This window comes from Micromonospora sp. NPDC005174 (assembly GCF_040608495.1).
In the GTDB taxonomy this organism is placed as follows: domain Bacteria; phylum Actinomycetota; class Actinomycetes; order Mycobacteriales; family Micromonosporaceae; genus Micromonospora.
The window spans coordinates 29,973-52,406 of the sequence record NZ_JBEXIJ010000022.1 but is presented as its reverse complement, the minus strand read 5'-3'; the positions used below and the strand labels follow the sequence as shown (position 1 = coordinate 52,406).

Below are 22,434 nucleotides of genomic sequence, written 5' to 3'. Positions count from 1 at the left end.
GCGGTCACCGCACCGGCGGGGCGACCTCGGGCGCGGGGGTGACCGGGTCCGGCTCGGACACCTCGGCCGTACGCGCCGGACGCCAGCGTCGGCGGTGACCGGCGGGGCCGAGGACGGCCAGCACCGCGCCCCCGGCGGCGACCAGCAGCACCAGCGCCACGCCGGTCGCCAGGAGCGGTCCCACCTCGGCGGTGCCCGTCACGTCCGGTGCCGTCGCCCGCCGCGCCTCGCCCGCGATCGAGCCCGCCGTACCCTCCTCGGGCAGCATCGTCGCCAGCGCGGCCATCGGGTTGACCACGCCCCAGCCGAACTGCGCGTCCGGTAGCGCCGCGGCGGGCAGATCCGCGGTCGCCTGGAGGCGGTGGCGGATCTGCGCCGCGCTGAGCCCGGGACGGTAGGCACGTACCAACGCGGCGGTCCCGGCGACGAACGGCGCCGCGTAGCTGGTCCCGCTGCCCTGCCAGTGGCCGGCCCCTCGTGGACCGATGCTGACGACGTCCGCACCGGGCGCGAGCAGCGCCACCCCCGCATTCGGCGACGCCGCGTCCGACCGCCGTCCGCTGCTGTCCATCGCCCCGACGGCGAGGACTCCGGGCAGCGCCGCCGGGTAGGTGCGTACGCCCGCCCCGGCGCCCCGGTTGCCGACCGCCGCCACCACCACGACGTTGCGCTGCTCGGCGTAGCGGACGGCCGCCTCCATCGCCGAATCACGCACCGTGGTGCCGGCCGAGACGTTGACCACGTCCGCACCCCGGTCCACGGCCGTGCGGATGCCTGTCGCGATGGCGTCCGGCGCACCGGCGGGCTGGTCGGTGATCCGGATCGGCAGGATCCGCACCTTCGGCGCGAGGCCGACGAAACCCGTGCCGGACGCCGGCGCGGCCGCGATGATGCCCGCCACGAACGTGCCGTGGCCGAGGCAGTCGGAATCGGCCCGTCGCCCGCCCGTCCGGGTCAGGTCGACACCCGGCAGTACGCGTCGGGCGAGCTGCGGGCTACGGGCGTCCACCCCGGAGTCGAGGACCGCGACGACGACTCCGGCGCCCTCGGTCAGCGTCCACGCCCGTTCGGGTGTCAGGTGCCGCTGCGGCCACGGGATGTCCGGAATCGACGTGGCCGGCGCCGGCAGGCACTGCCCGGTCCGCAGCGGCGGCAGGACCGGCGCCGCCCACACCGGGCCGACGCCGAGAAGAGTGGTCGCGAGTCCCGCCGTCACGGCGAGGGCGAGCCGACTGAGACGCATCCGTTGTCACCTTCTGTCGGGTCAGGAGACGTTCGCGGTCAGGGTCCGCTCGACGAAGCCCAGCGGCGGCCCGGCGAGGCGGTCCGCGGCGCCCACGTCGGTGACCATCCGGGGCGTGGCGGACCGCCGCCGGTCCAGCGCCCGTTGCAGCCGGCGCAGCGCCGCCCGGTCGTCGTCGTCGAGCCCGCGTCCGCTGGTGGTGTCGCTGGGAAGCAGCTCCCGCAGCAGCACGGCGGCGCCGGGCAGCGCGCCCCGGTCGCCACCCGGCTCGTCGTTGACCGCCAGGACCTTGAACCGCGTACCGGCCAGGAACACCGCCTCGTCCAGATCGCTCTGCTCGGCCAGCACCCCGATCTGCCGGGCGGTCCGGGACAGCACCACGAAGTCGACGTCCGCGCCGTCGGCACACACGTCCATGGACGCGCTGACGCTGCGGAACGCCGGTTCGACGAGCGTCGTGCCCTCCGGGTAGAGACGCCGGGCGGGTACGCCCACCCGCCCCTGACCGACCACGGCCCGGCGGTACGGCGGCAGACGCCGCAGCCCGGAGACCAGACAGGGCAGGAAGCCCGGGGTGTCGACGTCCTGCCCCGTCCGCAGCGCGGCGTTGACCGTGGCGGCCGAGGTGCGCAGGAACGCCCGGACCGCGACCAGGTCCGACTTCTCCGCGGGCGCGACCGCCTGACGCAGCGCGGGCCACGCGGCGAGCGCCGCGTTCACCAGGGTGATCGAGTCGTGGTAGGCGACCCCGAGGGCGGCGGTCAGCGCGGCCTGCTCCTCCCCGGTGCTGGGCCGGTCGACCACCGCTGCACCGGACGCCGCGAGCCAGCGTGGGACCTCCTCGACCGGAGGTGCCTCGGTGACGTCCGGGCCGGAGATCGTGCGCATGGCCGGGATCGGCCCGAGACCGGCGACGCTCAGCGGCGGCGCGGACGTGCCGTGCGTGAACCGCGCGGCGGGCGAAGCGGGCGGCGCGGCAACCGGTGGCTCTGGCGGTTCGACGGGGGCCGTCGGCGCGGCGACCAGCTGCGGTGGCGGGTCGACCGGTGGCGCTGGCGGATCAACCGGTGGTGGTGGCGGGGTGACCGGTGGCGGCACGACGACCGCTGGCACGACGACCGGTGGCGTTACGACGACCGCTGGCGCGGCTACCGGCGGCGGTGCCGTCCGCAGCGGCGCGGCCGGTGGCGGCGCGGCCGATACGGCGGTCGGTGCCGCCACGATCGGTGGTGAGGGGACCGGTGCCGGCGCGGTCGGTGTCGGCGCAGCCCGTTCGGTGTGGGTGGGTGTCCTCGTCTCCGTCGGCTCCGCTTGCGGGCCCACCGTCGGCAGGAGAAGGGGCAGCGTGACGACCTCGGCGGTCGCCCAGGCAGGGCGTGTGCGCAGCGCGGGTGCCGGCGGCTCGTGCAGCGGCGGGGGAGCGTCTGGTCCGTCCCACACCCGGCGTACCGCCTCCCGCATGCCCGGGGAGGTCTCGCCACCCAGCACGAGGCGTCCCTGGACCGGGTCGACGAACGCCAGGTCCGTCGAGGCGTACCCGCCGTCGCGGCGCAGCAGCACCCCCATGGGCACCACCTCGGCGAGCAGCCGCTCCACCGTCCGGTGCCGGTAGAGCCGGTCCCCGGTGCGACGCCAACCCTCCATGATCGCCGGCGGCCCGTCCCGCATCGGTTCGGCAGGAGTCGGCTCCGGCGGCCGGGCATCGCCGAGCAGGGCGGCCAACGCGTCCAGCCAAGCCGGCTCGGGCACCACGTCCGACGTGTCCAGCAGCGCCGCCTCCACCCGTACCGGAAAGTGTGCCGGCAGTCCGGCGAAGAGCGACGCCACGTCCGCGGCCTCGGCCACCGGCCGGCCGACGTGCCGCAGCACGAGCGTCGGCCCGCGCGGGTCGACCGGGATGCGGTATGCCGGGTCCCCGGCGGCGGCCGGCGCGGAGGTGGCCGAGCGCAGCAGCAGGCCGGCCGGGACCGGGTCGGCGACCAGCCGCCCGAGGTTCATCGGTCGGTCGGGCAGGCACGGCTCCCAGGCCGGGGTCGGGCATCGGTTGGCGGTGACCGGGCAGTCACCGCCACCGGCGAACGAGCGCCAACCCCAGGCCCCGGTGCCGCCCGCGGCGTACCAGGTGCCGCGCGGCACGACGACGACCGGCCCGTCGGGCGCGAGCAACTCCACCCCGGTGCGCGCCGCGAGGTCGGTCAACCACGGGGCGTACGCCCCGTCGGGGCGGCCGACGCGGTCCGCCGCCACCCACACACGCCGCACCCCGCCGACGTCCGCGGCCTCCTGCACGACGGTACGCAGCAACGCGGCGCAGTCCGGCTCGCGTAGCGCGCGCTCCGACGGCACGACCAGCACGTCGGGCGGCGCCCCGGCGCGCAGCAGCCGCCACAGATCGAGCGGCTGGTCCTCGACGTGCGAGAGGACGGCGGTCGCGCCGTGCCACTCGACGTGCAGGGGCACGTCCCGTCGGCGCTTTCTCCACCCGATCGCAGTCACGTCCTTGCAACGGGCTCGGCACCCCGCCCGGTTCACGCCGGGAACATCCGGGCAGAATCTTCGATGTCGATCGCCGTCGAAGTGAACGAGCGCGTTCCCGTCCACGTTGCTAGTACGTGGCTGCTACCGGGAGAGGGTGGAACACGGTGCGGGGCTTCGGGCTACAGAGGATCACCGGGACAGGCCGTGGCCTGATCGTCGGCGTCGCGGCGGTGATCGTGCTGGTGCTGGTGGTCGGCCTCGGATGGAGCTTCGCGTACGCGGGCAAGGACACCCTCACCGGCCGTGCGCTCACCGGGGACCAGCTCACCGCGCTGTCCAGGGCGGGTCACGCCTGCCCGGCCGTGAGCTCCGCCCGCCTCGCCGGTCAGCTCATGGCGGAGTCCGAACTGGATCCGGCGGCCGCGCGTACGGAGTCGGGCGGGCGCGGCATCGCCGGGCTCACCGACGAGCAGTGGCGTCGGTGGGCGCCGTGGCCCGGTGCGCAGCGCGAGGACACCGGCGCGGCCCTGCTCGCGTTGGCGCATCTGATGTGCAACCTCGTCGGCGAGCTCCGCACGAGCGGCGTCGACGGGGACGCGTGGCGGCTGGCGCTGGCGGCGTTCCGGTCCGGGCTCGCCGAGGTCCGCAAGGCGGGCCGGGTGCCCGGCAAGGCGAACGACTACGTCGACCGGTCGGGGAAGTACGCGGCCTACTACCAGACCCTGCCGCAGTTCGCGTCCGCCGGGTCGACCCAGTCCCTGGCCGCCGGGTCGGCTCCCGCGGCGGTGCCGTTGCCGGACGAGTTGGTCCCTGCCGTGGTCGCCGCGGGCAGCCGCTGCCCCGAGGTGAGCGCCCCGGCAATCGCCGGGCAGTTGATGGCGCTGTCCAGCTTCAACGCGGAGCAGCGCGGGCCGTCCGGTGAGTTGGGGATTGCGGGCTTCTCCGAGGACGTGTGGCAGGACAACGCCCCCAAGGGCGCCTCGGTGTGGGACCCGCAGGTGGCCGTGCCGGTGCTGGGCGACGTGCTGTGCCGCCTGGTCCGCGAGCTGTCCGGGCTTCCCGGCGACCCCTACTTGCTGGCTGTCGCTGCGTGGCACGCGGGTGTCGACACGGTACGCCGGGCCGGCGGCGTGCCGGACGCGATGACGCGGGCGCACCTGCAGACCGTCGCCGCGTACACCGACTACTACCGGCTCGACACCCGGCTGGCGAAGCCGTCCGCGCCTCTGCCGTCCCCGTCGCCGTCCTCGTCTCCGGCGTCCGCGTCGCCGTCGGCCCGGACGCCGGCTCCGACGAAGGCCGCACCGCCTGCCACCCGAGCCGCCACGAGCCCGGCCAAGCCAGCGGCCACCACGGCGCAGGCGCCCGCGACCACGGCGGCCCCGCCGCCGGCCGTGACGACGGCACCCACCCGCTTCGGCCCGCCGGGTGGCCCCGGCGGCGGCTATCCGTGCCGGCGTCGCTGCCGCTGGTGACCGCCACGTCGTGACGTCCCCTGGGCGGTGATCGCCTCCTTGTTGCAAGATAATGGCAATAGCCATAACTAGGCAGCAGCGAGAGGACCTTTCTCATGCCCGTGTACAACCTGCCTGACCTGCCCTACGACTACGGTGCACTTGAGCCCGCGATGTCCGGCGAGATCCTGGAGCTACATCACGACAAGCACCACGCCGCGTACGTCAAGGGCGCCAACGACGGGCTCGACCGGCTCGCCGAGGCCCGCGACAAGGGTGACTACGCGACGCTGGTGGGGTTGGAGAAGACGTTCGCGTTCAACCTGTCCGGGCACGTGTTGCACTCGATCTTCTGGAACAACCTGTCCCCGGACGGCGGTGACCGCCCGGACGGTGAGTTGGCGGCGGCGATCGACGAGCACTTCGGTTCCTTCGAGGGGTTCGCCGGCCAGTTGTCCGCGGCGACGAAGGGCGTGCAGGGCTCCGGGTGGGGTGTGCTGGCGTGGGAGCCGCTGAGTCAGCGGTTGATCGTGGAGCAGGTCTACGACCACCACGGCAACGTCGGGCAGGGTTCCACTCCGATCCTGGTGTTCGATGCTTGGGAGCACGCGTACTACCTGCAGTACCGCAACGTGCGTCCGGACTACGTGGACCGGCTGTGGAACCTGGTGAACTGGACCGACGTGATCTCGCGTTTCGACGCTGCCCGCGCCGCCACTCCGAAGATCTGACCCGGCGTGAGTGGGTACACCCCCGAGGCGGCCGAGATCGTGCAGCGCGCTGCCGGGGTCATCGCCGCGAAGCATCGCGGTGACCTCGCTGGCGCGGAGGCGTTGATGTCGGCGTTCGGCTCCGAGCAGGCCCGTACCCTCGGCTTCTATCTGCTGGCGGACCTGGCGCTCGGCCTGGTCAAAGCGCAGAGCGGCCAGTCGATGGACGACCTGGTCCGCGAGCTATCGCTGCTCTTGGCCGACACCGCGCAGTCGCCACCGGCCTGACCGTCCGCCGGGTCCCGTCCACCGACGGGACCCGGCGAACGCCGCGGCCCGCGCAGCGCCGTTCCGGGAGAACGCCTACGCCCCAGCTCTGGGCGCGGCCGCCGCGGACAGCGCCGGTCGGGCCATCCGGTCGAGGGCGTCCTCGCGGCTGTCGAAGATCGGGAAGACCCCGTCCAGGCGCATCGTGTGCAGGACGGTCCGGACGAACCGCGACGGCGCGGCGAGGCAGAGCGTGAGCCCCCGCTCGCGGGCGTCGAGGTGGGCGCGCACCAGCAGGCCGAGCCCGGTGGAGTCGATGGCGCGAACACGGCTCAGGTCGACCAGCACGGGTGCTCCCGCGTCGCCCGCCTCCCGTAGCGCGGCACGCAGCGCGTCGCCCGTGGCGAGGTCGATGTCTCCGCTGGCCGTGACGACCGTGGCGTCATCCAGGTGGTCGATGCCGAGGATCCCGCCGGGACCGTGGCCCTCGATCGGGGCCTGCCCGGGGCGCGAGGGCGGGAGCAGACTGCAGTGCGGGCAGCGGTGCGGGCCGGTGGCGAACGGGGAGCCGCTCCACCCGTGCTCGGCGACGAGCGTCCAGACGACCTCGGCGTCGGGGAGTACGCAGGCGGTGGCGGTGAGGCTGTCGCCGCAGGTGTCACAGATGAGTGTCATCAGGTTGTCGTCCGGGACGACGGTCATGCTGCTGGTCCTTCCTGTCCGGATGAGTCGGGCCGGCCGGGGCGGCCAACGGGGCTCACGGTCGCGGCGACGTCGGCCCGACGACCACCCGCTCGGGACGCAACGCCAGCAGTCGGTCGAACGCCGTCCCGCTCTCGGTCAGGCAGCTCAGGTCCAGTTGGGTGATGCAGACCTCCACCAGCGGCAGCGCGTACGACGGAGATCTGAGCGGTCCCGTCACTGTCGTACCCCTCTCCGGTGGCTCTGGTCGCCTGCCACCGTGCCTGTCCGGCGTGGCGGGCGTCGCGCGGATCTATGACAGTTGGGTGACAAATCCGCAGGCCGGCGGACGCGATTGGCCGTGTCGTCGTGGCCTGGGGATGATGCGGTTATGACGGCCGTACTGGTGATCGAGGACGACGACCGCATCCGCCTGGCGCTCTTGCTCGCCCTACAGGACGAGGGGTACGACGCGGTGGGCGCGGCCACCGCCGAGGAGGGGTTGCGCGCGCAGCGCCGTGACCCCGCCGACTACGTGCTCGTCGACCTGATGCTGCCCGGCCTCGACGGTTTCGAGTGCATCCGCCAGCTCCGCCGCGACGACGACGTGCCGATCGTGGTGGTCAGTGCCCGGGACGACACCCACGACATCGTCGCCGCCTTGGAGGCCGGTGCGGACGACTACCTCGTCAAACCGGTCGCGATCAAGGAACTGACCGCGCGGCTGCGGGCGCTGCGCCGCCGCGCTCGCGCCGTCGTCGGGGGACCGGCGGTGGAGCCGGTGCCCGTGCTGGCGTTCGGCGATTTGGAGATCAGTCCCGACGCGGGCGAGGTGCGTCGTGACGGCCGGCCGGTCGCGGTGACCCGTACGGAGTTCCGGCTGCTGTGCGAGCTTGCCGAGCACGCCGGTCGGGTGCTGTCACGTCAGCAGTTGCTGCAACGGGTCTGGGGCTACGACATCGGCGACGAGCGGCTTGTCGACGTGCACGTGGGCCGGTTGCGGCAGAAGATCGAGCCCGATCCGGCGACCCCTCGCCACCTGGTCACCCTGCGGGGTATGGGCTACAAGTTGCAGCGATGAGACGCCTCGGACTGCGTACCCGGGTCACCGCCGCCTTCGCGGTCGGCGCGCTGCTGCTCGCCGCCTCGATGGCCCTGGTCTCCTACGAGCTCACCCGCCGCTCCCTGATCGGCGAGCGGGAACGCACCGCCCTGCGCGCCGCCTACTTCGACGCGACCGTCGTACGCGCCGGGATCGACACCGACACCCCCGACGTCGTGGAGGTGCTCCGGTCACTGGACACCGGTGGTGGACGACGGCCGGTGCTGCACCTCAACGGCGAGTGGTACGCCCGCACGGCCGACCCCGGCCCCACCACCGCCATTCCCCGTGACCTGCGGCGCGTCGTGGCGTCCGGGCAGCCGGCGGTGCAGCGGGTACGGGTGGACGGTCAGTCCGTCCTCGTGGTCGGCGTGCCGCTGTCCGCGACGGCGGCGTACTTCGAGGTCAACTCCCTGCGCGAGTTGGAGCAGACGTTCCAGGTCCTGGCGCTCGCGCTGACCACCGTGGCGATCATGATCGCCGGGTCCGGGGCCGCGCTCGGTTGGCACGCGACCCGGCACGGGCTGCGCCCGCTGACGGCGGTGGCCGACGCGGCGGAGAAGATCGCCGCCGGTGACTTCACGGCCCGTCTGGACCCGGCCACCGACCCCGATCTGACCCGGTTGTCCTCCTCGTTCAACCAGATGGTCGACCGGCTCGCCCACCGCATCGAGCGGGACCGCCGCTTCGCCGCCGACGTCAGCCACGAACTGCGCTCGCCGCTGCAGACGCTCGCCGCCGCGGCGAGCGTGCTGGCTCGTCGTCGGGAGCACCAGGACGAGCGGACGGCGATGGCGGCGGGGTTGGTCGCCGACGAGATCGACCGCTTCCAGCGGCTCGTCAACGACCTGATCGACCTGGCCCGCAGCGATCAGCCCGCGCATCGCGCGCCGGTGGACGTGGTGGCCCTGGCCCGCGCCGCCTGTGCCGCCCTGGACCTGCCGGCGTCGATCGTGCGCCTCGCGCCGGGAGTTCCCCCGATGTGGCGGGTCGAGCGTCGGCGCGTCGCCCAGGTCCTGGCGAACCTGCTGGACAACGCCGTGACGTACGGGGGCGGCCCGACGTCCGTCCTGCTCGACCGCGACGGCAGCGCCGCCGTCGTCGAGGTCGAGGACGACGGCCCCGGCGTACCCGTCGAGGACCGGGAGGCGATCTTCGACCGCTTCGTGCGGGGACGTGCCGCCCACACCCGTGGCGCGGGCGACGGCACCGGCCTCGGTCTCGCCCTGGTCGCCCAGCACGCCACCGCGCACGGCGGGAACGTCACCGTCACCGACCACCCCGGCGGAGGCGCCCGCTTCCGCGTCACCCTGCCGGACAGCCTGGCATGAGTCGTCGGCACCTGCCCGGGTTGGCGCTCGTCGCGCTGCTGGCCGGCTGCGGCATCCCCGCCGACGACGCGCCCCGCCCGGTGCCACCGCCGCGCGGACCGTTCCCGACCACCGCCGACACCGCCTCCGCCGACTCCGCACCGGCCGGTCCCGCCACGGAGACCCTCTGCCTCGTCCGCGACAACCGGATCGTCCCGGTGCTGCGGAGCGTCGACCGTCCACCCACCATCGAGGAGCACCTGCGGCACCTGTTCGCCGGCCCCACCGCGCCCGAGCGCGACACCGACCTCACCAGCGCCCTGCCGGGGGCGGTCACCGCGGTCGGAGCGACGGTGAGCGCCTTCCAGGCCCGGGTCGTCGTCGACGAGCCTGGTGACGACGCCGGGCGCAGCGACGAGGTCCTCGCCTTCGGGCAGATCGTCTGCACCCTCACCAGTCGCCACGACGTCACCACGGTGACGTTCCTGCGCGACCGACGGCCGCTGGGAGTGCCCCGCGCCGACGGGCTGCTGTCCGCGCAGCCGCTCAGTCGTGCCGACTACGCCCCCCTCATCGCTCCACAGTGAGCCGTTCCGCTCACGAAGCCGTCCGAGATTGATCGCCGGATGTCGTTTCGACCGGACAGGTCCGTGGGTATCAGCCCGCCGGCTGATCGTCCAATCGACGGAGACCCTCGTGATCATGGCTCTGCTGCTCGACCTCGCCAACATCGTCGGCGGCTTTCTGCTCGCCATCGCCGTGCTGCGGCTGCTGCCGCGCGTCGGTGACGACCTGGGCCGCCTCGCCGGACGGGTCGCGCCGATCGCGTGGGTGGTCGGCCTCGTGGCGCTCGTGACCGGCGGCTACTACCTCATCGTCCACCTGGTGTCCGGCCCCCGGGTGTTCCACTTCGAGGTGGTCGGGATCGGCGTCGGCCTGGCCCTGTTGTGGGGCCGTCTGACCGGTCGTCGGTCGTCGGGCGTCGAGCAGTCGGACGGCGCGACCGGAGTCCGTCTGTTGCTCGCGATCTTCGGCCTGATCGCGATCGTCGTCGGCATCCAGGGGCTCTTCACCCCGGACGGCTGATCGTTTTCCCCGCACCCCCGCAACCCCCCCCTGAATGAGGAGACCTCCATGTCCGCCCAGGCATTTCTCTACATCATCGCCGTCATCCTGATCGTGCTCGCCGCCCTGCCCCTGCCCACCCGGGGCATCTCGTTCGCGCTCCTGGGCGCCGCCTGCGCGTTGCTCGCCTACGCCTGGCCGGTGATCACCAACTGACCCTGCGCTGTCGACAGCCGGTGGCCGGGAGCGCGAGGCGCTCCCGGCCACCTTTGGTCACAGCGGCCGGCCGAAGTGGCGCGTGAGCGCGGCGCGCAGCGTGTCGGCGTCCCCGTCGGACCAGGCGACGAAGCAGTCGGGGCGTACGAGCAGCGCGGTCGCGGTCGTGCCCTCCAGGTGACCGGTGACCACGTCCACCCGGTCCCGCCACGGCGCGGCGACCCCGGCCCAGGTGCCCGTGGAGTCCAGCAGCAACGGCCGGGCGGTACGGGTCAGCTCGGCGAGGCGTACGACACCCTGGTCGCCGCGTACGACCACGTCGGGGGCGGACCGGCCAACCATCTCCTCGGCCGGGTCGGCGGGGTAGCGGACGTCCGCTCCGGACATCAGCGCCGCGATGTGCCCGGTCACCTCCGGTATCCGCAGCAGCTCGGCGAAGAGCTCCCGCAGGCCGGTGATCTCGTCACCGGGGCTGATGAGCGCCGACTGTGCCCGGGTGGACATGACGACCCGTTCGGCGACCGGCCGGCGCTCTGTCTCGTACGTGTCGAGCAGGTCCTCCGGTGCCCAGCCGCGCACGGTGGCGGCGAGTTTCCACCCCAGGTTCACCGCATCCTGGAGGCCCAGGTTGAGGCCGGGGCCGCCGATCGCGGGGTGCACGTGCGCGGCGTCGCCGACCAGCAGCACCCGGCCGGCGCGGTAGCGGGCGGCGATCCGGGTGTTGCCGCCGCTCAGCCGGCGGAGCAGGCCCGGCCCGTCCGGGGGGCCGAGGGGAAGGTCGACACCGAGCACCCGGGTGACGCTGGCGCGCAGCTCCGCCAGGGTCATCGCGGTCTCGTCGCTCGTCGACGCGTCGGGCCACTCCGTGGTGCTGACCAGCGCCGGGCGGCCGGGGAACGGTGCCCAGGCGATCACGCCGCGGGGGGTACGGGTGTGCTGGAACGGCGGCACGACGCCGTAGCCGGGGGCGAGCAGGCCACCGGTCCCGGGATCGAGGGAGGACGCCGGGACGGTCACGGTGGCCGTGCGGGAGACCGACCGGTCGTTGGTGACGCCGGGGAACTCGATGCCGGCGATGCGGCGTACCACGCTGCGGCCGCCGTCCGCGCCGACGAGGAAGCGGGCGGTGAGCCGCGTACCGTCGGCGAGGTCGACCTCGACCGCGTCGGGCCGTTGGCGCAGGTCGACGACCTCGTGGCCGCGGCGCACGTCGACGCCGAGTTCGGCGGCGCGGGCGGCGAGGGTGGCTTCGAGCTGGGCCTGCGGTACGCCGAGCACGTAGTGCGGGTTGTCCGCGAGCACCGTGAGGTCCAGCGGGAACGCGCCGAAGGCGAAGGCGGGTTGCGGGGTCGGCGGGGTGTTCTCGCCGGTGAGGCGCGCATACAGGCCGCGTCGGTCGAGGAGCCGCACGACCTGGCCGACGAGGCCGTTGGCGCGGGGCTCGCCTCCGGGCGTCGGGTGGCGTTCGAGGACGACGGGGTGGACGCCGGCGAGGGCCAGCTCGCAGGCGAGCATGAGGCCGTTCGGGCCGGCGCCGACGATGAGGACGTCGATCACGGTCGTGATCCCTTCGGGGCGTGCGTCATCGCCACGGCGGGCGCGGCGGATGACCGGCCTGCCGCGGGGTGTGACGCGGCGGAGGATGTGGGTGAGTGGTGCCCTGGTCAGGGCCGGGTTGTCAGCGCGGTGGCGCGGGAAGGCCGGCGGCGACCTGGGCGAAGGCGTCGGTGATGAGGTTTTCGATCGGGGTGGGCGGGTCGGCGCTGTCGAGGTAGTGCTGCATGGCGACGGCGACGGCCGCGCTGGCGGCGGCCGCGACGAGCCTCGGGTACATGTCGGTGGCGAGGTCGGTTCCGGTGCGCTCGGCGACCGCGGCGGCCAACTCGGCCTCGGCGGTCGCGACGGCGCGCAGTCGCTCGCCCTGGAGGGCGGGCTCGGCGAGCATGGTGCGGACGCCGGCCACCCACTGGGCGTGTGCGGGGGAGGGCATCGCCTCGACCTCGGGGCCGCGCGTGAACTGCTCCAGCGCGGCCTGGGTGAGCGCCTGCCACAGGGGCTCGTCGGTGGGGCGTTCGCGCAGCGCGGCGGCGGTGCGCAGGCTGCGGTCGAGGTGGCGGGAGGCGATCGCCTCGGCCTTGCTGGAGAAGTAGTTGTTGAAGGTACGCGGGGAGACGCCGGCCGCCTCGGCGATGTCCTCGACGCGGACGTTGTCGTAGCCGCGCTCGGCGGTGAGGTGGATGGCGGCCCAGCCGAGCGCCGCCCGTGTCTCGGCCTTCTTGCGCTCCCGCAGCCCCGTCATGCCACCACGTTAGCACTTCTTGCGTGACCCGCAAAGATGCGTGCCCCGCAAAACTCTACCGTTGCCTCGTGTTCCGCGTCGCGTCGATCGGGCTCGATAAGGTGCGTCGGTCGCCGTCGACGGCGCTCACCTACACATCGACTACGTCTACTTCTGGAAGCGGCTGCCGGCGTACCAGCTCCTGTGGATGACCGGCTACGACATCGTCGGTGGCACCGCGTCCGACCACAACGGCGTCGTCGCCACGTTCACCATCCAGAGCTGACGCGTCGGCCCACCGGGGCCTACGGGATACCCTGCCCGGGGTGCCCCGACGGCCTGGATGAAGGAGCCGAAGCGATGACGGCAGAGCGGATGTTGCCGACGCAGGAGGACGTGCTCGGATACTTCGACACGCTGTCGAACTGGGGCCGCTGGGGCGACGACGACGAGCGCGGCACGCTCAACCACGTCACCGACGACGTCCGGCTGGCGGCAGCGCGGGCCGTGCGCCACGGCAGGAGCGTGTCCTGCGCGTGGGAGGTCGCCGTGCCGGGGGAGATGGAGCGGTCCACGACCGTCTGCCCGTACGCCGTCGACATGCCGGGCGCCGAGAACATGCCGGCCGCCTTCCACGCCGACCGGCGCTGGGGCTTCTCGACCGAGCGACTCGGCATCACGTACCACGGCAACACCATCACCCACCTCGATTCGCCGTGCCACCTCTTCTGGGACGGCACGCTGTACAACGGGCGGTCGCACTCGCTGGTCGACGAGGTGACGGGCTCGGCGTGGGCGGCCGTCACGGCGGCGCCGGACGGCATCGTCACCCGCGGTGTCCTGCTGGACGTCGCCCGGGCCCGCGGCGTGCCCTGGTGGGAACCCGGGCAGGGCGTGTTCCCCGCCGACCTCGAGGAGGCCGAGCGCCGCCAGGGCGTACGGGTGCGTGCCGGCGACGCGGTGCTCCTGCGGACCGGCCATGGCCGCTTCCGGCGCGAGGGTCGCGAGGCCAGCGGCTTCGCGCAGACCGGCTGGCACGCCTCCTGCCTGCCGTGGCTGCACGAGCGCGGCGTCGCGCTGATCGGCGCCGACTCCCCGCAGGACGTCCAGCCGTCGGGATACGACGACGTGTTGATGCCCGTGCACGCCGTCGGCCTCGTCGCGATGGGTCTGTGGATGCTCGACAACTGTGACCTGGAGGCGTGCGCGGCGACCGCCGCCGAGCTGGGTCAGTGGGACTTCCAGCTCGCCGTCGCCCCGGTCCGCTTCGTCGGCACGTCCGGCAGCCCGGTCAACCCGATCGCCACGTTCTGACCGGAACGCGGGACGACCGCCCCGGCCGGAGCCGGGACGGTCGTTGGCCGAACACCCCCGATGTGACGTGCGCCCCGCGCGTACTCAGTGGTTGTTGTTCAGCCAGATACAGGAGTTGTCGCTGCCCGTCCACCGCCAGCACAGGTGGTCGCGGGTCTGTGGCCCGTACTCGCCGTCGACGGAGATGCCGAGGTCGGCCTGGGTGCTGCGCAGCGCGTTGTAGGTGTTGCCGCCGAAGTCGTTGTCGACTCCGTTGGGGCCGAGGTACTTGCCGTAGATGCCCTGCAACGTCCGCTGCAGCTCACCGACGCCGGAGCTGTGGTCACCCCGGGTCAGCAGGCAGTTGAAGTTGATGGTGCTGGAGACGTACGCCGGGATCCAGGCCGTCGAGCCCCGGGCGCCGGACCAGGTCGAGGTGTAGACGCCCGCGCCGTTGCAGTGCGGCAGGGCGGCCTGTGCGGGTGCGGAGATCGCCACCGCGCCGCCTGCGGTCGTGACCGCGAGAAGTGCGGTCAGGCCGAGGCGTTGGAGACGTCGGAGCATGGAACCCCCCAGGTCGAGGTGGAAGTCGTCGCATGCGCATCGATGCGACGAGCGCCTTGCCTCACCATCGTTTCGTCCGCCGCCGGGACCGAACAGGAGCCGGACCGGAGATTGACCGGCACTTGCGGCCGGGTGTGCGTGGTGTCTCAGCGTGCTGACGCGAGCTTGGCGTCGAGCGCCTCGGTGTCGGCCTCCCCGAGCGAGACGAGGATGTCCCGCGCCTGCTCCCAGGCCACTCGGGCCGACGCGGCGTCGCCGGCGGCCAGGTGAGCGTCGCCGAGGCTGACCAACGCGTCCGCCTCCAACCGGCGGTGACCGATCTCGCGGCGCAGGCGGACCGCGTGCCCGAAGCAGGTGACCGCCTCGGTGCACGCGTCGAGCTGGAGGTGCGCCTGCCCGAGGCTGGCCCAGGTGATCGCCTGGCCGAGCACGTTCTCCACCGACGTGAACAGGGCCAACGCCTGCTCACAGCTCTCGATCGCGGCGTGGTGGTCGCCGAGTTGGCCCTGGGACCAGCCCACCGCGTTGAGCGCGAAGGCCTGGCCGGTGACGTGGCCGGCCTGCCGGTGCAGGCGCAGCGCCTCCCGGGCGTGGCCGAGGGCCAGCTCCGGCTCGCCCGTCTGGTCGCGGATCCACCCGAGGTTCAGTTCGACGCGGGCCTGGCCGGCGAGGTCACCCAACCGCCGGTACCGGTCGTACGCCGACTCCAGGTGGCGCTGCGCGTCGGCGTACTGGTGCAGCGCGATGTCGGCGAAGCCGAGCACCCCGTGGGCGTACGCCTCGGCCCGGTCGTCGGCCAGCCGGACCGCCGCCGACAACGCCGCCTGCAAACTGCTGGTCCAGTCCTCCCAGTAGCCGCCCTGGTTGAGGTAGGTGGTGATCGCCCAGGCGAGGTGGCACGTGTGGCGGTCGAAGCCGTGGTCGGCGGCCAGCCGCAGCGCCGAGAGCAGCACCGGGTGCTCGTCGGTGAACCACGCCATCGCCGCGTCCCGGTCGGCCAGTGGCACCGGCGCGACACCGGGCCCCGGCGGGTCGACCGGCAGCCGGTCCCGCTGCGAGTAGAGCAGTTCGTCGGCGGCGTACGCGACGGCGAGGTAGTGGTCGAGCAGCCGGGTGCGGGCCGCGTGGCGGTTCGCCGCGCTGTCCTCGGTCGCGGTCAACTCGGCGGCGTACGCGCGCAGCAGATCGTGGTACGTGAACCGGCCGGGGCGGTGTTCGCTGAGCAGGTGTGCCCGGGTCAGCTCGGTCAGGTGACGCTGGGCCTGCGCGGGCGTGATCCCGGCGAGGCTGGCCGCCGCGGCGACGGCGAAGTCCGGGCCGGGATGCACACTCAGCAACCGGAACAGCCGAGCGGAGTCCTCCTCCAGCGTCCGGTACGACCAGGACATGACCAGCCGCAGGTCGGTGACGGGTTCGCCGCCGTCGAAGGCGTCCAGGCGTCCGGCCTCCGGGCGCAGGTGCGCCGCCAGGTCCACCAAGCGGAATTCGCCGTGGATCGCCGCCCGGGCGGCCACGACGGACAGCGCCAGGGGCAGTCCGGCGGACGCGCCGACGATGGCGCCGACGGCGTCGGGCTCGGCTGTCACCCGCTCCGCGCCGAGGCGTCGGGTCAGCAGTTCGCGGGACTCGTCCCCCGACAGGACGTCCAGGGTGACCGGGTGGGCGCCGTTGACGCTGACCAGCCCCAGGAACTGGTGCCGACTGGTGACGAGGACGAAGCAGCCCGGCGCTCCCGGCAGCAGTGGGCGTACCTGGTCGGCGTCGCCGGCATTGTCCAGGACGACGAGCACCCGTCGGCCGGCCAGCAGGCTCCGGTACCGGGCGACCTGCTCGTCCAGCCCGGTCGGCGGACGGCCGACCGGTCCCGCGAGGGCGTTGACGAACCCGGCGAGCGCCGTGCTCGGGCCGAGCGGGATGCCTCCCGGGTCGAAGCCGCGCAGGTTGACGTAGAGCTGGCCGTCGGGAAAGTACGCGGCGACGCGGTGTGCCCAGTGCACCGCGAGCGATGTCTTGCCCACCCCGGCGGTGCCGGAGACGATCGCGAGTCCCATCGCGGTCGGCTGGTCCACCGCCCGGGCCAGGATCTCGTCGAGGCGGGCCAGCGCGCCGTCGCGACCGACGAAGCCGAACCCGTCCGCCGGCAACTGCGCCGGAACACCGTTCGGCGGGGGCGGGGTGGGCGCTCCGGCGAGGAAGCGGTCGCGCCGGGACCCCTGAAGGCCGAAGGCGTCGGCCAGCAACAGCATCGTCGCGGGGCGCGGCCGGGCGATCCGGCCGGCCTCCAGATCCCGCAGGTGCCGGACCGAAAGCCCCGTCTTGGCAGCCAGATCCTCCTGGGTCAGCGCGCTGCTGCGCCGAAGTTCCTGCACGGCCTCCCCGAACACGGGAATCACCGTATCGACGGCGCTCAGCATGGACAATCGGCCATCCGACGTACGTTCCGGAAGTGCCGTCGGACGGCCCGCAGCGCCTTCGCGTTGTCACCTTTCGCCGCCTTGGACAGAATGGTGGTGATCACTGCGGTCGGTCGTGGCCGGTCCGGTGACGAACGGACGGTGGGAGGAGCGACGGTGGCGCAGCCGAGAGCACTGGTGGTCCGCGGCGGATGGGAGGGACACCAGCCGGTCGAGGCGACCGAGCTGTTCATCCCCTTCCTCGAACGGAGCGGCTACGCGGTACGGGTCGAGGAGTCGACGGAGATCTACGCCGACGCCGACGAGCTGGCCGGGACCGACCTGATCGTGCAGTGCATGACGATGTCGGAGATCACCTCGACCCAGGTGGCGGGCCTCAGGGCGGCGGTCGTCGCGGGTACGGGCTTCACCGGCTGGCACGGCGGCATCGTGGACGCGTTCCGTGCCTCGTCGGACTACCTGCACCTGGTGGGCGGCCAGTTCGCCACCCACCCGGGCAAGGAGCCGTGCGAGCGGCACGGTGGGGAGGAGGACAACTTCCTGCCGCACACGGTGCGCATCACCGACCTGGGCAGGGAGCACCCGATCACCGCGGGGATCGAGGACTTCGACCTGGTCACCGAGCAGTACTGGGTGCTGCACGACGACCTGGTCGACGTACTGGCCGTCACCACCCACCCCACCCGGGAGTGGCATCCGTGGCACCGGCCGGTCACCTCGCCGGCGATCTGGACCCGCCGCTGGGGCGCCGGCCGGATCGTCGTCACGACCCCGGGCCACAACCTCGACGTGCTGGAGCACCCGGCCGTGCGTACCGTGATCGAAAGGGGAATGGTGTGGGCGACCCGCACGGCGTCGGCATCGTAGGTCTCGGGGTCATCTCCCGCGCCTACCTGGACACCCTCGCGCAGCACCCCGCGGTCCGCATCGCCGCGTTGGCCGACCTCGACGCGTCCCGGTCGGCCGCGGCGGCGGCCACGATCCCCGGCAGCGAGGCGGTGAGCGTCGAGGGGCTGCTCGCCCACCCGGACGTGCAGACCGTGCTCAACCTGACGATCCCGGCGGCGCACGCCGACATCTCGCACGCCGCGATCGACGCAGGCAAGAACGTGTACGGCGAGAAGCCGCTCGCCGTGACGTTCGCGGACGGCCGCTCGATCCTGGAACGGGCCGCGTCGGCGGGCGTCCACGTCGGGTGCGCGCCGGACACCGTGCTCGGCACGGGTACGCAGACGGCGCGTGCGGCGATCGACGGTGGGCTCGTCGGACGCCCGATGTCCGCGACGGCCGTCATGGTCACGGCGGGTCACGAGCGTTGGCATCCGCACCCCGACTTCTACTACACCTCGGGCGGCGGCCCCCTGTTCGACATGGGGCCGTACTACATCTCGGCGCTGATCCACCTGCTCGGGCCGGTACGCGCCGTGGTCGGCGCCGCCAGCCGCCTGCGCTCCGAGCGCGTCATCGGTTCGGGCCCGCGGGCCGGCGAGCGCATTCCCGTGGAGGTGGACACCCACGTCACCGGCGTCCTCGAACACGTCGACGGCGCTCTGTCCACCATCACCACGAGCTTCGACGGCACCACCACGACGGCGGTGCCCATCGAGGTGCACGGCGAGACCGGCACGCTCGCCGTACCTGATCCGAACTACTTCGACGGCGAGGTCCGCCACTTCGCGCTCGGCGGCACGGAGTGGCGGCCTCTGGAACCGCAGGCCGGGTACGCCGAGAGCGGCCGGGGCATCGGTCTGCTCGACTTCGTCCTGGCCGACGGTCAGCGTCCACCGCGCGCGGGCGGCGACGTCGCGTTGCACGTCCTCGAGACGATGACCGCGCTGCTGGAGTCGGCGGCGAAGGGTCAGCGGATCGAGCTGACGACGACGGCGCGGCGGCCCGACGCGGTGCCGCTCACTCCGGCCGACAAGTGGAAGGGGCGCTGACCGGTCGCGCGGCGGACGTCAGATGGTGATGACGACCTTCGCCCGGGCGTGCTCGCCCTCGACGTACCGGATGGCGTCGGGGACCTCGTGCAGCGGGTACGTCCGGTCGATGACCGGGGTGAGGTGGCCGGCCTCGACGTGGGCGCGGAGGGTGTCGAGGTGTCGACGGTCCGGCGTCGTGGTGAGCGTGACGATGCGCTGTCGGACCAGCGGCGCGAGCAGTCGGCCGCGGGCGATCAGCCACACCGGCCCGACGAGGCTGCCGCCGCCGTACACGCCGCCGCCGGAGAGGACCAGAGTCCCGGTCGGTGTCAGCGCCCGCCGCAGTGCGCTGAGTGAGCGGTTGCCGACCAGGTCGAGCACGACGTCGTGGCGGCGTGTGCCGTCGGCGAAGTCGTCCCGGCGGTAGTCGACGACGTCGTCGACGCCGAGGGAGCGGACCAGGTCGACGTTGCGGGTGCTGCACACGCCGGTCACGGTCGCGCCGAGCGCCCTGCCCAGTTGCACGGCGAGGGTGCCGACGCCGCCCGAGGCGCCGTTGACGAGCAGGCGCTGACCGGGCTCGACCCGCCCCGCGTCGCGCAGCCCCAGGAGCGCGGTGATGCCGGCCAGCGGCAGGGCCGCCGCCTGGTGCGGAGTCAGGTTCGCCGGCATGGCCGCGACCTGCGTCTCGGGCACGCACGCGTACTCGGCGAACGCGCCGTTGGCGTCGCCGAGGTCGCCGAAGACGGCGTCACCCACCCGGACGTCCCGCACGTCGGCCCCGACGGCCTCGACGCGACCGGCGATGTCCCGGCCGCGGATGCGCGCGCGAGGCCGCGAGGGGCCCATCGCCAACCGCGCCATCCGGGGATCGCCGCGCATGGCATGCCAGTCGTACGCGTTGAGCGAGGCCGCCTGCACCCGGACGAGCACGTCGTTCGGGGCGGGCACCGGCGTGGCGACGTCGGTGAGCGCGAGGGTCTCCGGGCCGCCGTATCGGTCCTGCACGATCGCCTTCATGGCCCCTCCTCGGGGTGTACGGTGTACACCAACGCTAAGTGTACGCCGTACACCTGTCAAGACGGTTATGGTTCAACGACCGCCGGACAGGACGAGGACGAGATGGCTGAGCAGGCTGAGACGCTGCGCCGGACGCCGCTGAGCAGGGACCGCATCCTGCGCGCGGCCGTCGCGCTCGCCGACGAGGCCGGCATCGAATCCCTCAGCATGCGCAACCTCGCCCAGGATCTCGGCGTCGTACCGATGGCTCTCTACAAGCACGTGGCCAACAAGGACGAACTGCTCGACGGCATGATCGACGTGATCGTCGACCAGATCGACCCGGTCGCGCCCGACACGCACTGGAAGGACGCCACCCGCCGGCGCGTCCTCTCGGCACGGGAGGTGCTGCGCCGTCACCCCTGGGCCCCCCTGGCGATCGAGTCCCGCAACATGGCCACGCCGGCCGTCCTCGCCTACCTCGACTCGGTGGTCGCTACCTTCCGAGCCGGCGGATTCTCCGCCAACCTCGCCCACCACGTGATGCACACGATGGGCAGCCGGGTCCTGGGCTTCAGTCAGGAGTTGTTCGACGACGCCCGCCGCGTCGGTCGGTCCGGAGCGGCCAGCCCCGAGCCTGCCGCCGCCCTGCCGCCGGAGTTCGCCGACCGGTTCCCGCACCTGGCGGAGATCGCCACGGCGGCCTCGCACGACGACCAGTCGGTCGTGGGGCAGGGCTGCGACGACCAGTTCGAGTTCGCGTTCGCGTTGGACCTGCTGCTGGACGGCATCGAACGGCTGCACGAGCAGGGCTGGACGTCGCCGCGACGATCCCGGTGACGCCGAGTCTTCACCCGGATGTCACCGCCCGAACCCACGGGTGATGCGTCGGCGTCTGTCGGCGGGGGTTGGCTGTCGGCCGTCGCACTTGTCCTGACCAGGAGCTGATCCGCGTGCCTTCCTCCCGTCGTACCTTCCTCGCCGGCGGCGCCGCCGCCGGTGTGGGCCTCGCCGTCGCCGGTGGCCTGCCGTCCCTGGCGCAGGCCAGCCCCGGCCGGCCGCACTCGCCGGGCTCGGGCGGTCACGTCCCCTTCCCGCCGCTCGTGGACGACCCCAAGGGGGTCCTGGCCCTGCCCGAGGGCTTCCGCTACACCGTGGTCACCCGGGCTGGCGTCACCAGACTCGACCGTGGACAGGGTGTGACCCCGTCGGACCACGACGGCATGGCCGTCTACGACGCCGGGCACGACCGCTACACCCTGATCCAGAACCACGAGATCGACCCGGGCGCCGAGTTCGGCGTGCCGCACGTGAAGGGCACCGTCTACGACGCGAGCGCCGTCGACGCCGGTGGTTGCACCGTGATCAGGACCGACCGTGCGGGGCGCAACCTCGGCGAGTTCGTCGCGCTCTCCGGCACCATCTCCAACTGCGCCGGCGGGCCGACCCCGTGGGGCACCTGGCTGACCTGCGAGGAGACCGAGGACCGCGCCGGCGACAGGTGGGAGGAGGGCGACCGCTCCGGCGTCTTCGCCAAGGACCACGGGTACGTCTTCGAGGTCTGGGCCGACGGCAGCGCGGACCCGAGGCCGATCAAGTGCCTCGGCCGCTACTCGCACGAGGCCCTGGCGATCGACAAGGACCGCACCCACGTCTACCTCTCCGAGGACGCCGACGAGCCCAACGGCCTCTTCTACCGCTGGTCCGCGCCGCGCGGCGTGAAGCTGGGCCCCGGCGTGCTGACCCGCCTCGCACCGAACGCCGGTGTCCTCGCCGCGATGCAGATCATCATGGACGACGGCTCGGTGCTGCCGGACGTCGCCTACCTGACCTCCGCCCAGCTCGGCCGCCCGTTCGCCGTCCGGTGGATCGAGGTGCCGGACCGCGACGCGCGGCACACCTCCGTCCGCGAGCAGTTCACCGACGGTCAGGTCACCCGTGGCCGCAAGTTCGAGGGCGTGTGGAGCACCGACGAGGGCGTGTACGTCGTCAACTCCTACGCGTGGGACGAGGGTGACCTGCCGGCGGACGCGGCGCCGCACGACGGCATGGTGTGGTTCTACAACTTCAAGGACCAGACCATCCAGCTCGTCACGTACTTCCCGCACCAGGGCGCCTCCGAGGAGGGGACGCCGGTCAGGTACACCGACATCACCTTCGACGGCCCGGACAACGTGACGGTCACCCCGTGGGGGAGCCTCGTGCTCGCCGAGGACGGCAAGGGCGCCTCCCACGTGCTCAGCACCATCCCGGGCGGGCCGACGTACGCGATCGCCCGCAACCAGCTCAACGACTCGGAGTTCTGCGGGCCGACCTTCAGCGCCGACGGGAAGGTGCTGTTCGTGAACATGCAGGACCCGGGTCTGACCCTGGCCATCACCGGCCCGTGGGAGAAGTACCTGGGCTGACGACGAACACGACCGACAGGTGGGGACCAG

At 73.2% G+C, this 22,434-nt stretch carries 22 protein-coding genes; 13 read left to right on the top strand and 9 right to left on the bottom strand.

Going from position 1 to position 22,434, the window contains the following annotated elements:
• Positions 1-4: 4 nt before the first annotated feature.
• Both mycP and ABZU91_RS22605 read right to left on the bottom strand, forming a co-directional pair.
• Positions 5-1,243 carry a type VII secretion-associated serine protease mycosin gene (mycP, locus tag ABZU91_RS22610; RefSeq protein WP_355243723.1) on the bottom strand — a complete coding sequence of 413 codons (1,239 nt, stop codon included), beginning with the start codon at positions 1,241-1,243 and terminating at the stop codon, positions 5-7.
• 21 nt (positions 1,244-1,264) lie between these two features.
• On the bottom strand, positions 1,265-3,703 hold the full coding sequence (locus tag ABZU91_RS22605) for a hypothetical protein (RefSeq protein WP_355243720.1): 2,439 nt from the start codon (positions 3,701-3,703) through the stop codon (positions 1,265-1,267).
• Positions 3,704-3,885: 182 nt separating this feature from the next.
• On the opposite strand from ABZU91_RS22605, the gene ABZU91_RS22600 reads away from it, so the two are divergent.
• The 3 genes from ABZU91_RS22600 to ABZU91_RS22590 all read left to right on the top strand — a co-directional run bounded on the left by ABZU91_RS22600 (position 3,886) and on the right by ABZU91_RS22590 (position 6,173).
• Positions 3,886-5,196, top strand: coding sequence for a hypothetical protein (locus ABZU91_RS22600; protein WP_355243717.1), 1,311 nt, complete (start codon positions 3,886-3,888; stop codon positions 5,194-5,196).
• Between the two features lie 95 nt (positions 5,197-5,291).
• Positions 5,292-5,906 (top strand): superoxide dismutase, encoded by a 615-nt coding sequence (locus ABZU91_RS22595; RefSeq protein WP_355243714.1) that lies wholly within the window; start codon positions 5,292-5,294, stop codon positions 5,904-5,906.
• Positions 5,907-5,912: 6 nt separating this feature from the next.
• Entirely contained in the window at positions 5,913-6,173 is a 261-nt protein-coding gene (locus tag ABZU91_RS22590; protein WP_355243712.1) for a superoxide dismutase, read from the top strand.
• 75 nt (positions 6,174-6,248) lie between these two features.
• On the opposite strand, the gene ABZU91_RS22585 is transcribed toward ABZU91_RS22590, so the two are convergent.
• The gene (locus ABZU91_RS22585) at positions 6,249-6,854 is read right to left on the bottom strand and encodes an STAS domain-containing protein (protein ID WP_355243709.1); all 606 of its coding nucleotides are present in this window, start codon (positions 6,852-6,854) and stop codon (positions 6,249-6,251) included.
• Positions 6,855-6,909: 55 nt separating this feature from the next.
• The gene (locus tag ABZU91_RS22580) at positions 6,910-7,074 is read right to left on the bottom strand and encodes a hypothetical protein (protein WP_355243706.1); all 165 of its coding nucleotides are present in this window, start codon (positions 7,072-7,074) and stop codon (positions 6,910-6,912) included.
• A gap of 150 nt (positions 7,075-7,224) precedes the next feature.
• On the opposite strand from ABZU91_RS22580, the gene ABZU91_RS22575 reads away from it, so the two are divergent.
• The 5 genes from ABZU91_RS22575 to ABZU91_RS22555 all read left to right on the top strand — a co-directional run bounded on the left by ABZU91_RS22575 (position 7,225) and on the right by ABZU91_RS22555 (position 10,526).
• Positions 7,225-7,914: a response regulator transcription factor gene (locus ABZU91_RS22575; RefSeq protein ID WP_355243703.1), complete on the top strand. Its 690-nt coding sequence runs from the start codon at positions 7,225-7,227 to the stop codon at positions 7,912-7,914.
• Positions 7,911-9,266, top strand: coding sequence for a HAMP domain-containing sensor histidine kinase (locus ABZU91_RS22570; protein WP_355243700.1), 1,356 nt, complete (start codon positions 7,911-7,913; stop codon positions 9,264-9,266). Before ABZU91_RS22575 ends, ABZU91_RS22570 begins: the two co-directional genes overlap by 4 nt.
• Complete coding sequence (locus ABZU91_RS22565) at positions 9,263-9,832, top strand: GerMN domain-containing protein (protein WP_355243697.1); 570 nt, start codon at positions 9,263-9,265, stop codon at positions 9,830-9,832. The genes ABZU91_RS22570 and ABZU91_RS22565 overlap by 4 nt, the downstream gene beginning before the upstream one ends.
• 115 nt (positions 9,833-9,947) lie before the next feature.
• Positions 9,948-10,331 carry a hypothetical protein gene (locus tag ABZU91_RS22560; protein WP_355243821.1) on the top strand — a complete coding sequence of 128 codons (384 nt, stop codon included), beginning with the start codon at positions 9,948-9,950 and terminating at the stop codon, positions 10,329-10,331.
• 48 nt (positions 10,332-10,379) lie between these two features.
• Entirely contained in the window at positions 10,380-10,526 is a 147-nt protein-coding gene (locus ABZU91_RS22555; RefSeq protein WP_355048005.1) for a hypothetical protein, read from the top strand.
• Between the two features lie 57 nt (positions 10,527-10,583).
• On the opposite strand, the gene ABZU91_RS22550 is transcribed toward ABZU91_RS22555, so the two are convergent.
• Together ABZU91_RS22550 and ABZU91_RS22545 are read right to left on the bottom strand one after the other, a co-directional pair.
• Positions 10,584-12,083 (bottom strand): FAD-dependent monooxygenase, encoded by a 1,500-nt coding sequence (locus tag ABZU91_RS22550; RefSeq protein ID WP_355243693.1) that lies wholly within the window; start codon positions 12,081-12,083, stop codon positions 10,584-10,586.
• Positions 12,084-12,204: 121 nt separating this feature from the next.
• Entirely contained in the window at positions 12,205-12,825 is a 621-nt protein-coding gene (locus tag ABZU91_RS22545) for a TetR family transcriptional regulator (RefSeq protein ID WP_355243690.1), read from the bottom strand.
• A 339-nt stretch (positions 12,826-13,164) separates the two neighbouring features.
• Between ABZU91_RS22545 and ABZU91_RS22540 the strand changes: the two genes are divergently transcribed.
• Entirely contained in the window at positions 13,165-14,118 is a 954-nt protein-coding gene (locus ABZU91_RS22540; RefSeq protein ID WP_355243687.1) for a cyclase family protein, read from the top strand.
• A gap of 84 nt (positions 14,119-14,202) precedes the next feature.
• Here the strand turns inward: ABZU91_RS22540 and ABZU91_RS22535 are convergent, their stop codons facing one another.
• Both ABZU91_RS22535 and ABZU91_RS22530 read right to left on the bottom strand, forming a co-directional pair.
• The gene (locus ABZU91_RS22535) at positions 14,203-14,661 is read right to left on the bottom strand and encodes a peptidoglycan-binding domain-containing protein (RefSeq protein WP_355243684.1); all 459 of its coding nucleotides are present in this window, start codon (positions 14,659-14,661) and stop codon (positions 14,203-14,205) included.
• A 146-nt stretch (positions 14,662-14,807) separates the two neighbouring features.
• A complete protein-coding gene (locus ABZU91_RS22530) occupies positions 14,808-17,045 on the bottom strand; it encodes a tetratricopeptide repeat protein (RefSeq protein WP_355243681.1) in 2,238 nt (745 codons plus the stop codon).
• Positions 17,046-17,231: 186 nt separating this feature from the next.
• On the opposite strand from ABZU91_RS22530, the gene ABZU91_RS22525 reads away from it, so the two are divergent.
• Both ABZU91_RS22525 and ABZU91_RS22520 read left to right on the top strand, forming a co-directional pair.
• Entirely contained in the window at positions 17,232-17,942 is a 711-nt protein-coding gene (locus tag ABZU91_RS22525) for a ThuA domain-containing protein (protein WP_355243678.1), read from the top strand.
• Positions 17,912-19,015, top strand: a complete 1,104-nt coding sequence (locus ABZU91_RS22520) for a Gfo/Idh/MocA family oxidoreductase (RefSeq protein WP_355243676.1) — start codon at positions 17,912-17,914, stop codon at positions 19,013-19,015. The genes ABZU91_RS22525 and ABZU91_RS22520 overlap by 31 nt, the downstream gene beginning before the upstream one ends.
• Before the next feature lie 18 nt (positions 19,016-19,033).
• Here the strand turns inward: ABZU91_RS22520 and ABZU91_RS22515 are convergent, their stop codons facing one another.
• Positions 19,034-20,017 carry an NAD(P)-dependent alcohol dehydrogenase gene (locus ABZU91_RS22515; protein ID WP_355243673.1) on the bottom strand — a complete coding sequence of 328 codons (984 nt, stop codon included), beginning with the start codon at positions 20,015-20,017 and terminating at the stop codon, positions 19,034-19,036.
• Positions 20,018-20,119: 102 nt separating this feature from the next.
• On the opposite strand from ABZU91_RS22515, the gene ABZU91_RS22510 reads away from it, so the two are divergent.
• Together ABZU91_RS22510 and ABZU91_RS22505 are read left to right on the top strand one after the other, a co-directional pair.
• Positions 20,120-20,836, top strand: coding sequence for a TetR/AcrR family transcriptional regulator C-terminal domain-containing protein (locus ABZU91_RS22510; protein ID WP_355243671.1), 717 nt, complete (start codon positions 20,120-20,122; stop codon positions 20,834-20,836).
• Between the two features lie 113 nt (positions 20,837-20,949).
• The gene (locus ABZU91_RS22505; RefSeq protein WP_355243668.1) at positions 20,950-22,404 is read left to right on the top strand and encodes an alkaline phosphatase PhoX; all 1,455 of its coding nucleotides are present in this window, start codon (positions 20,950-20,952) and stop codon (positions 22,402-22,404) included.
• Positions 22,405-22,434: the final 30 nt, after the last annotated feature.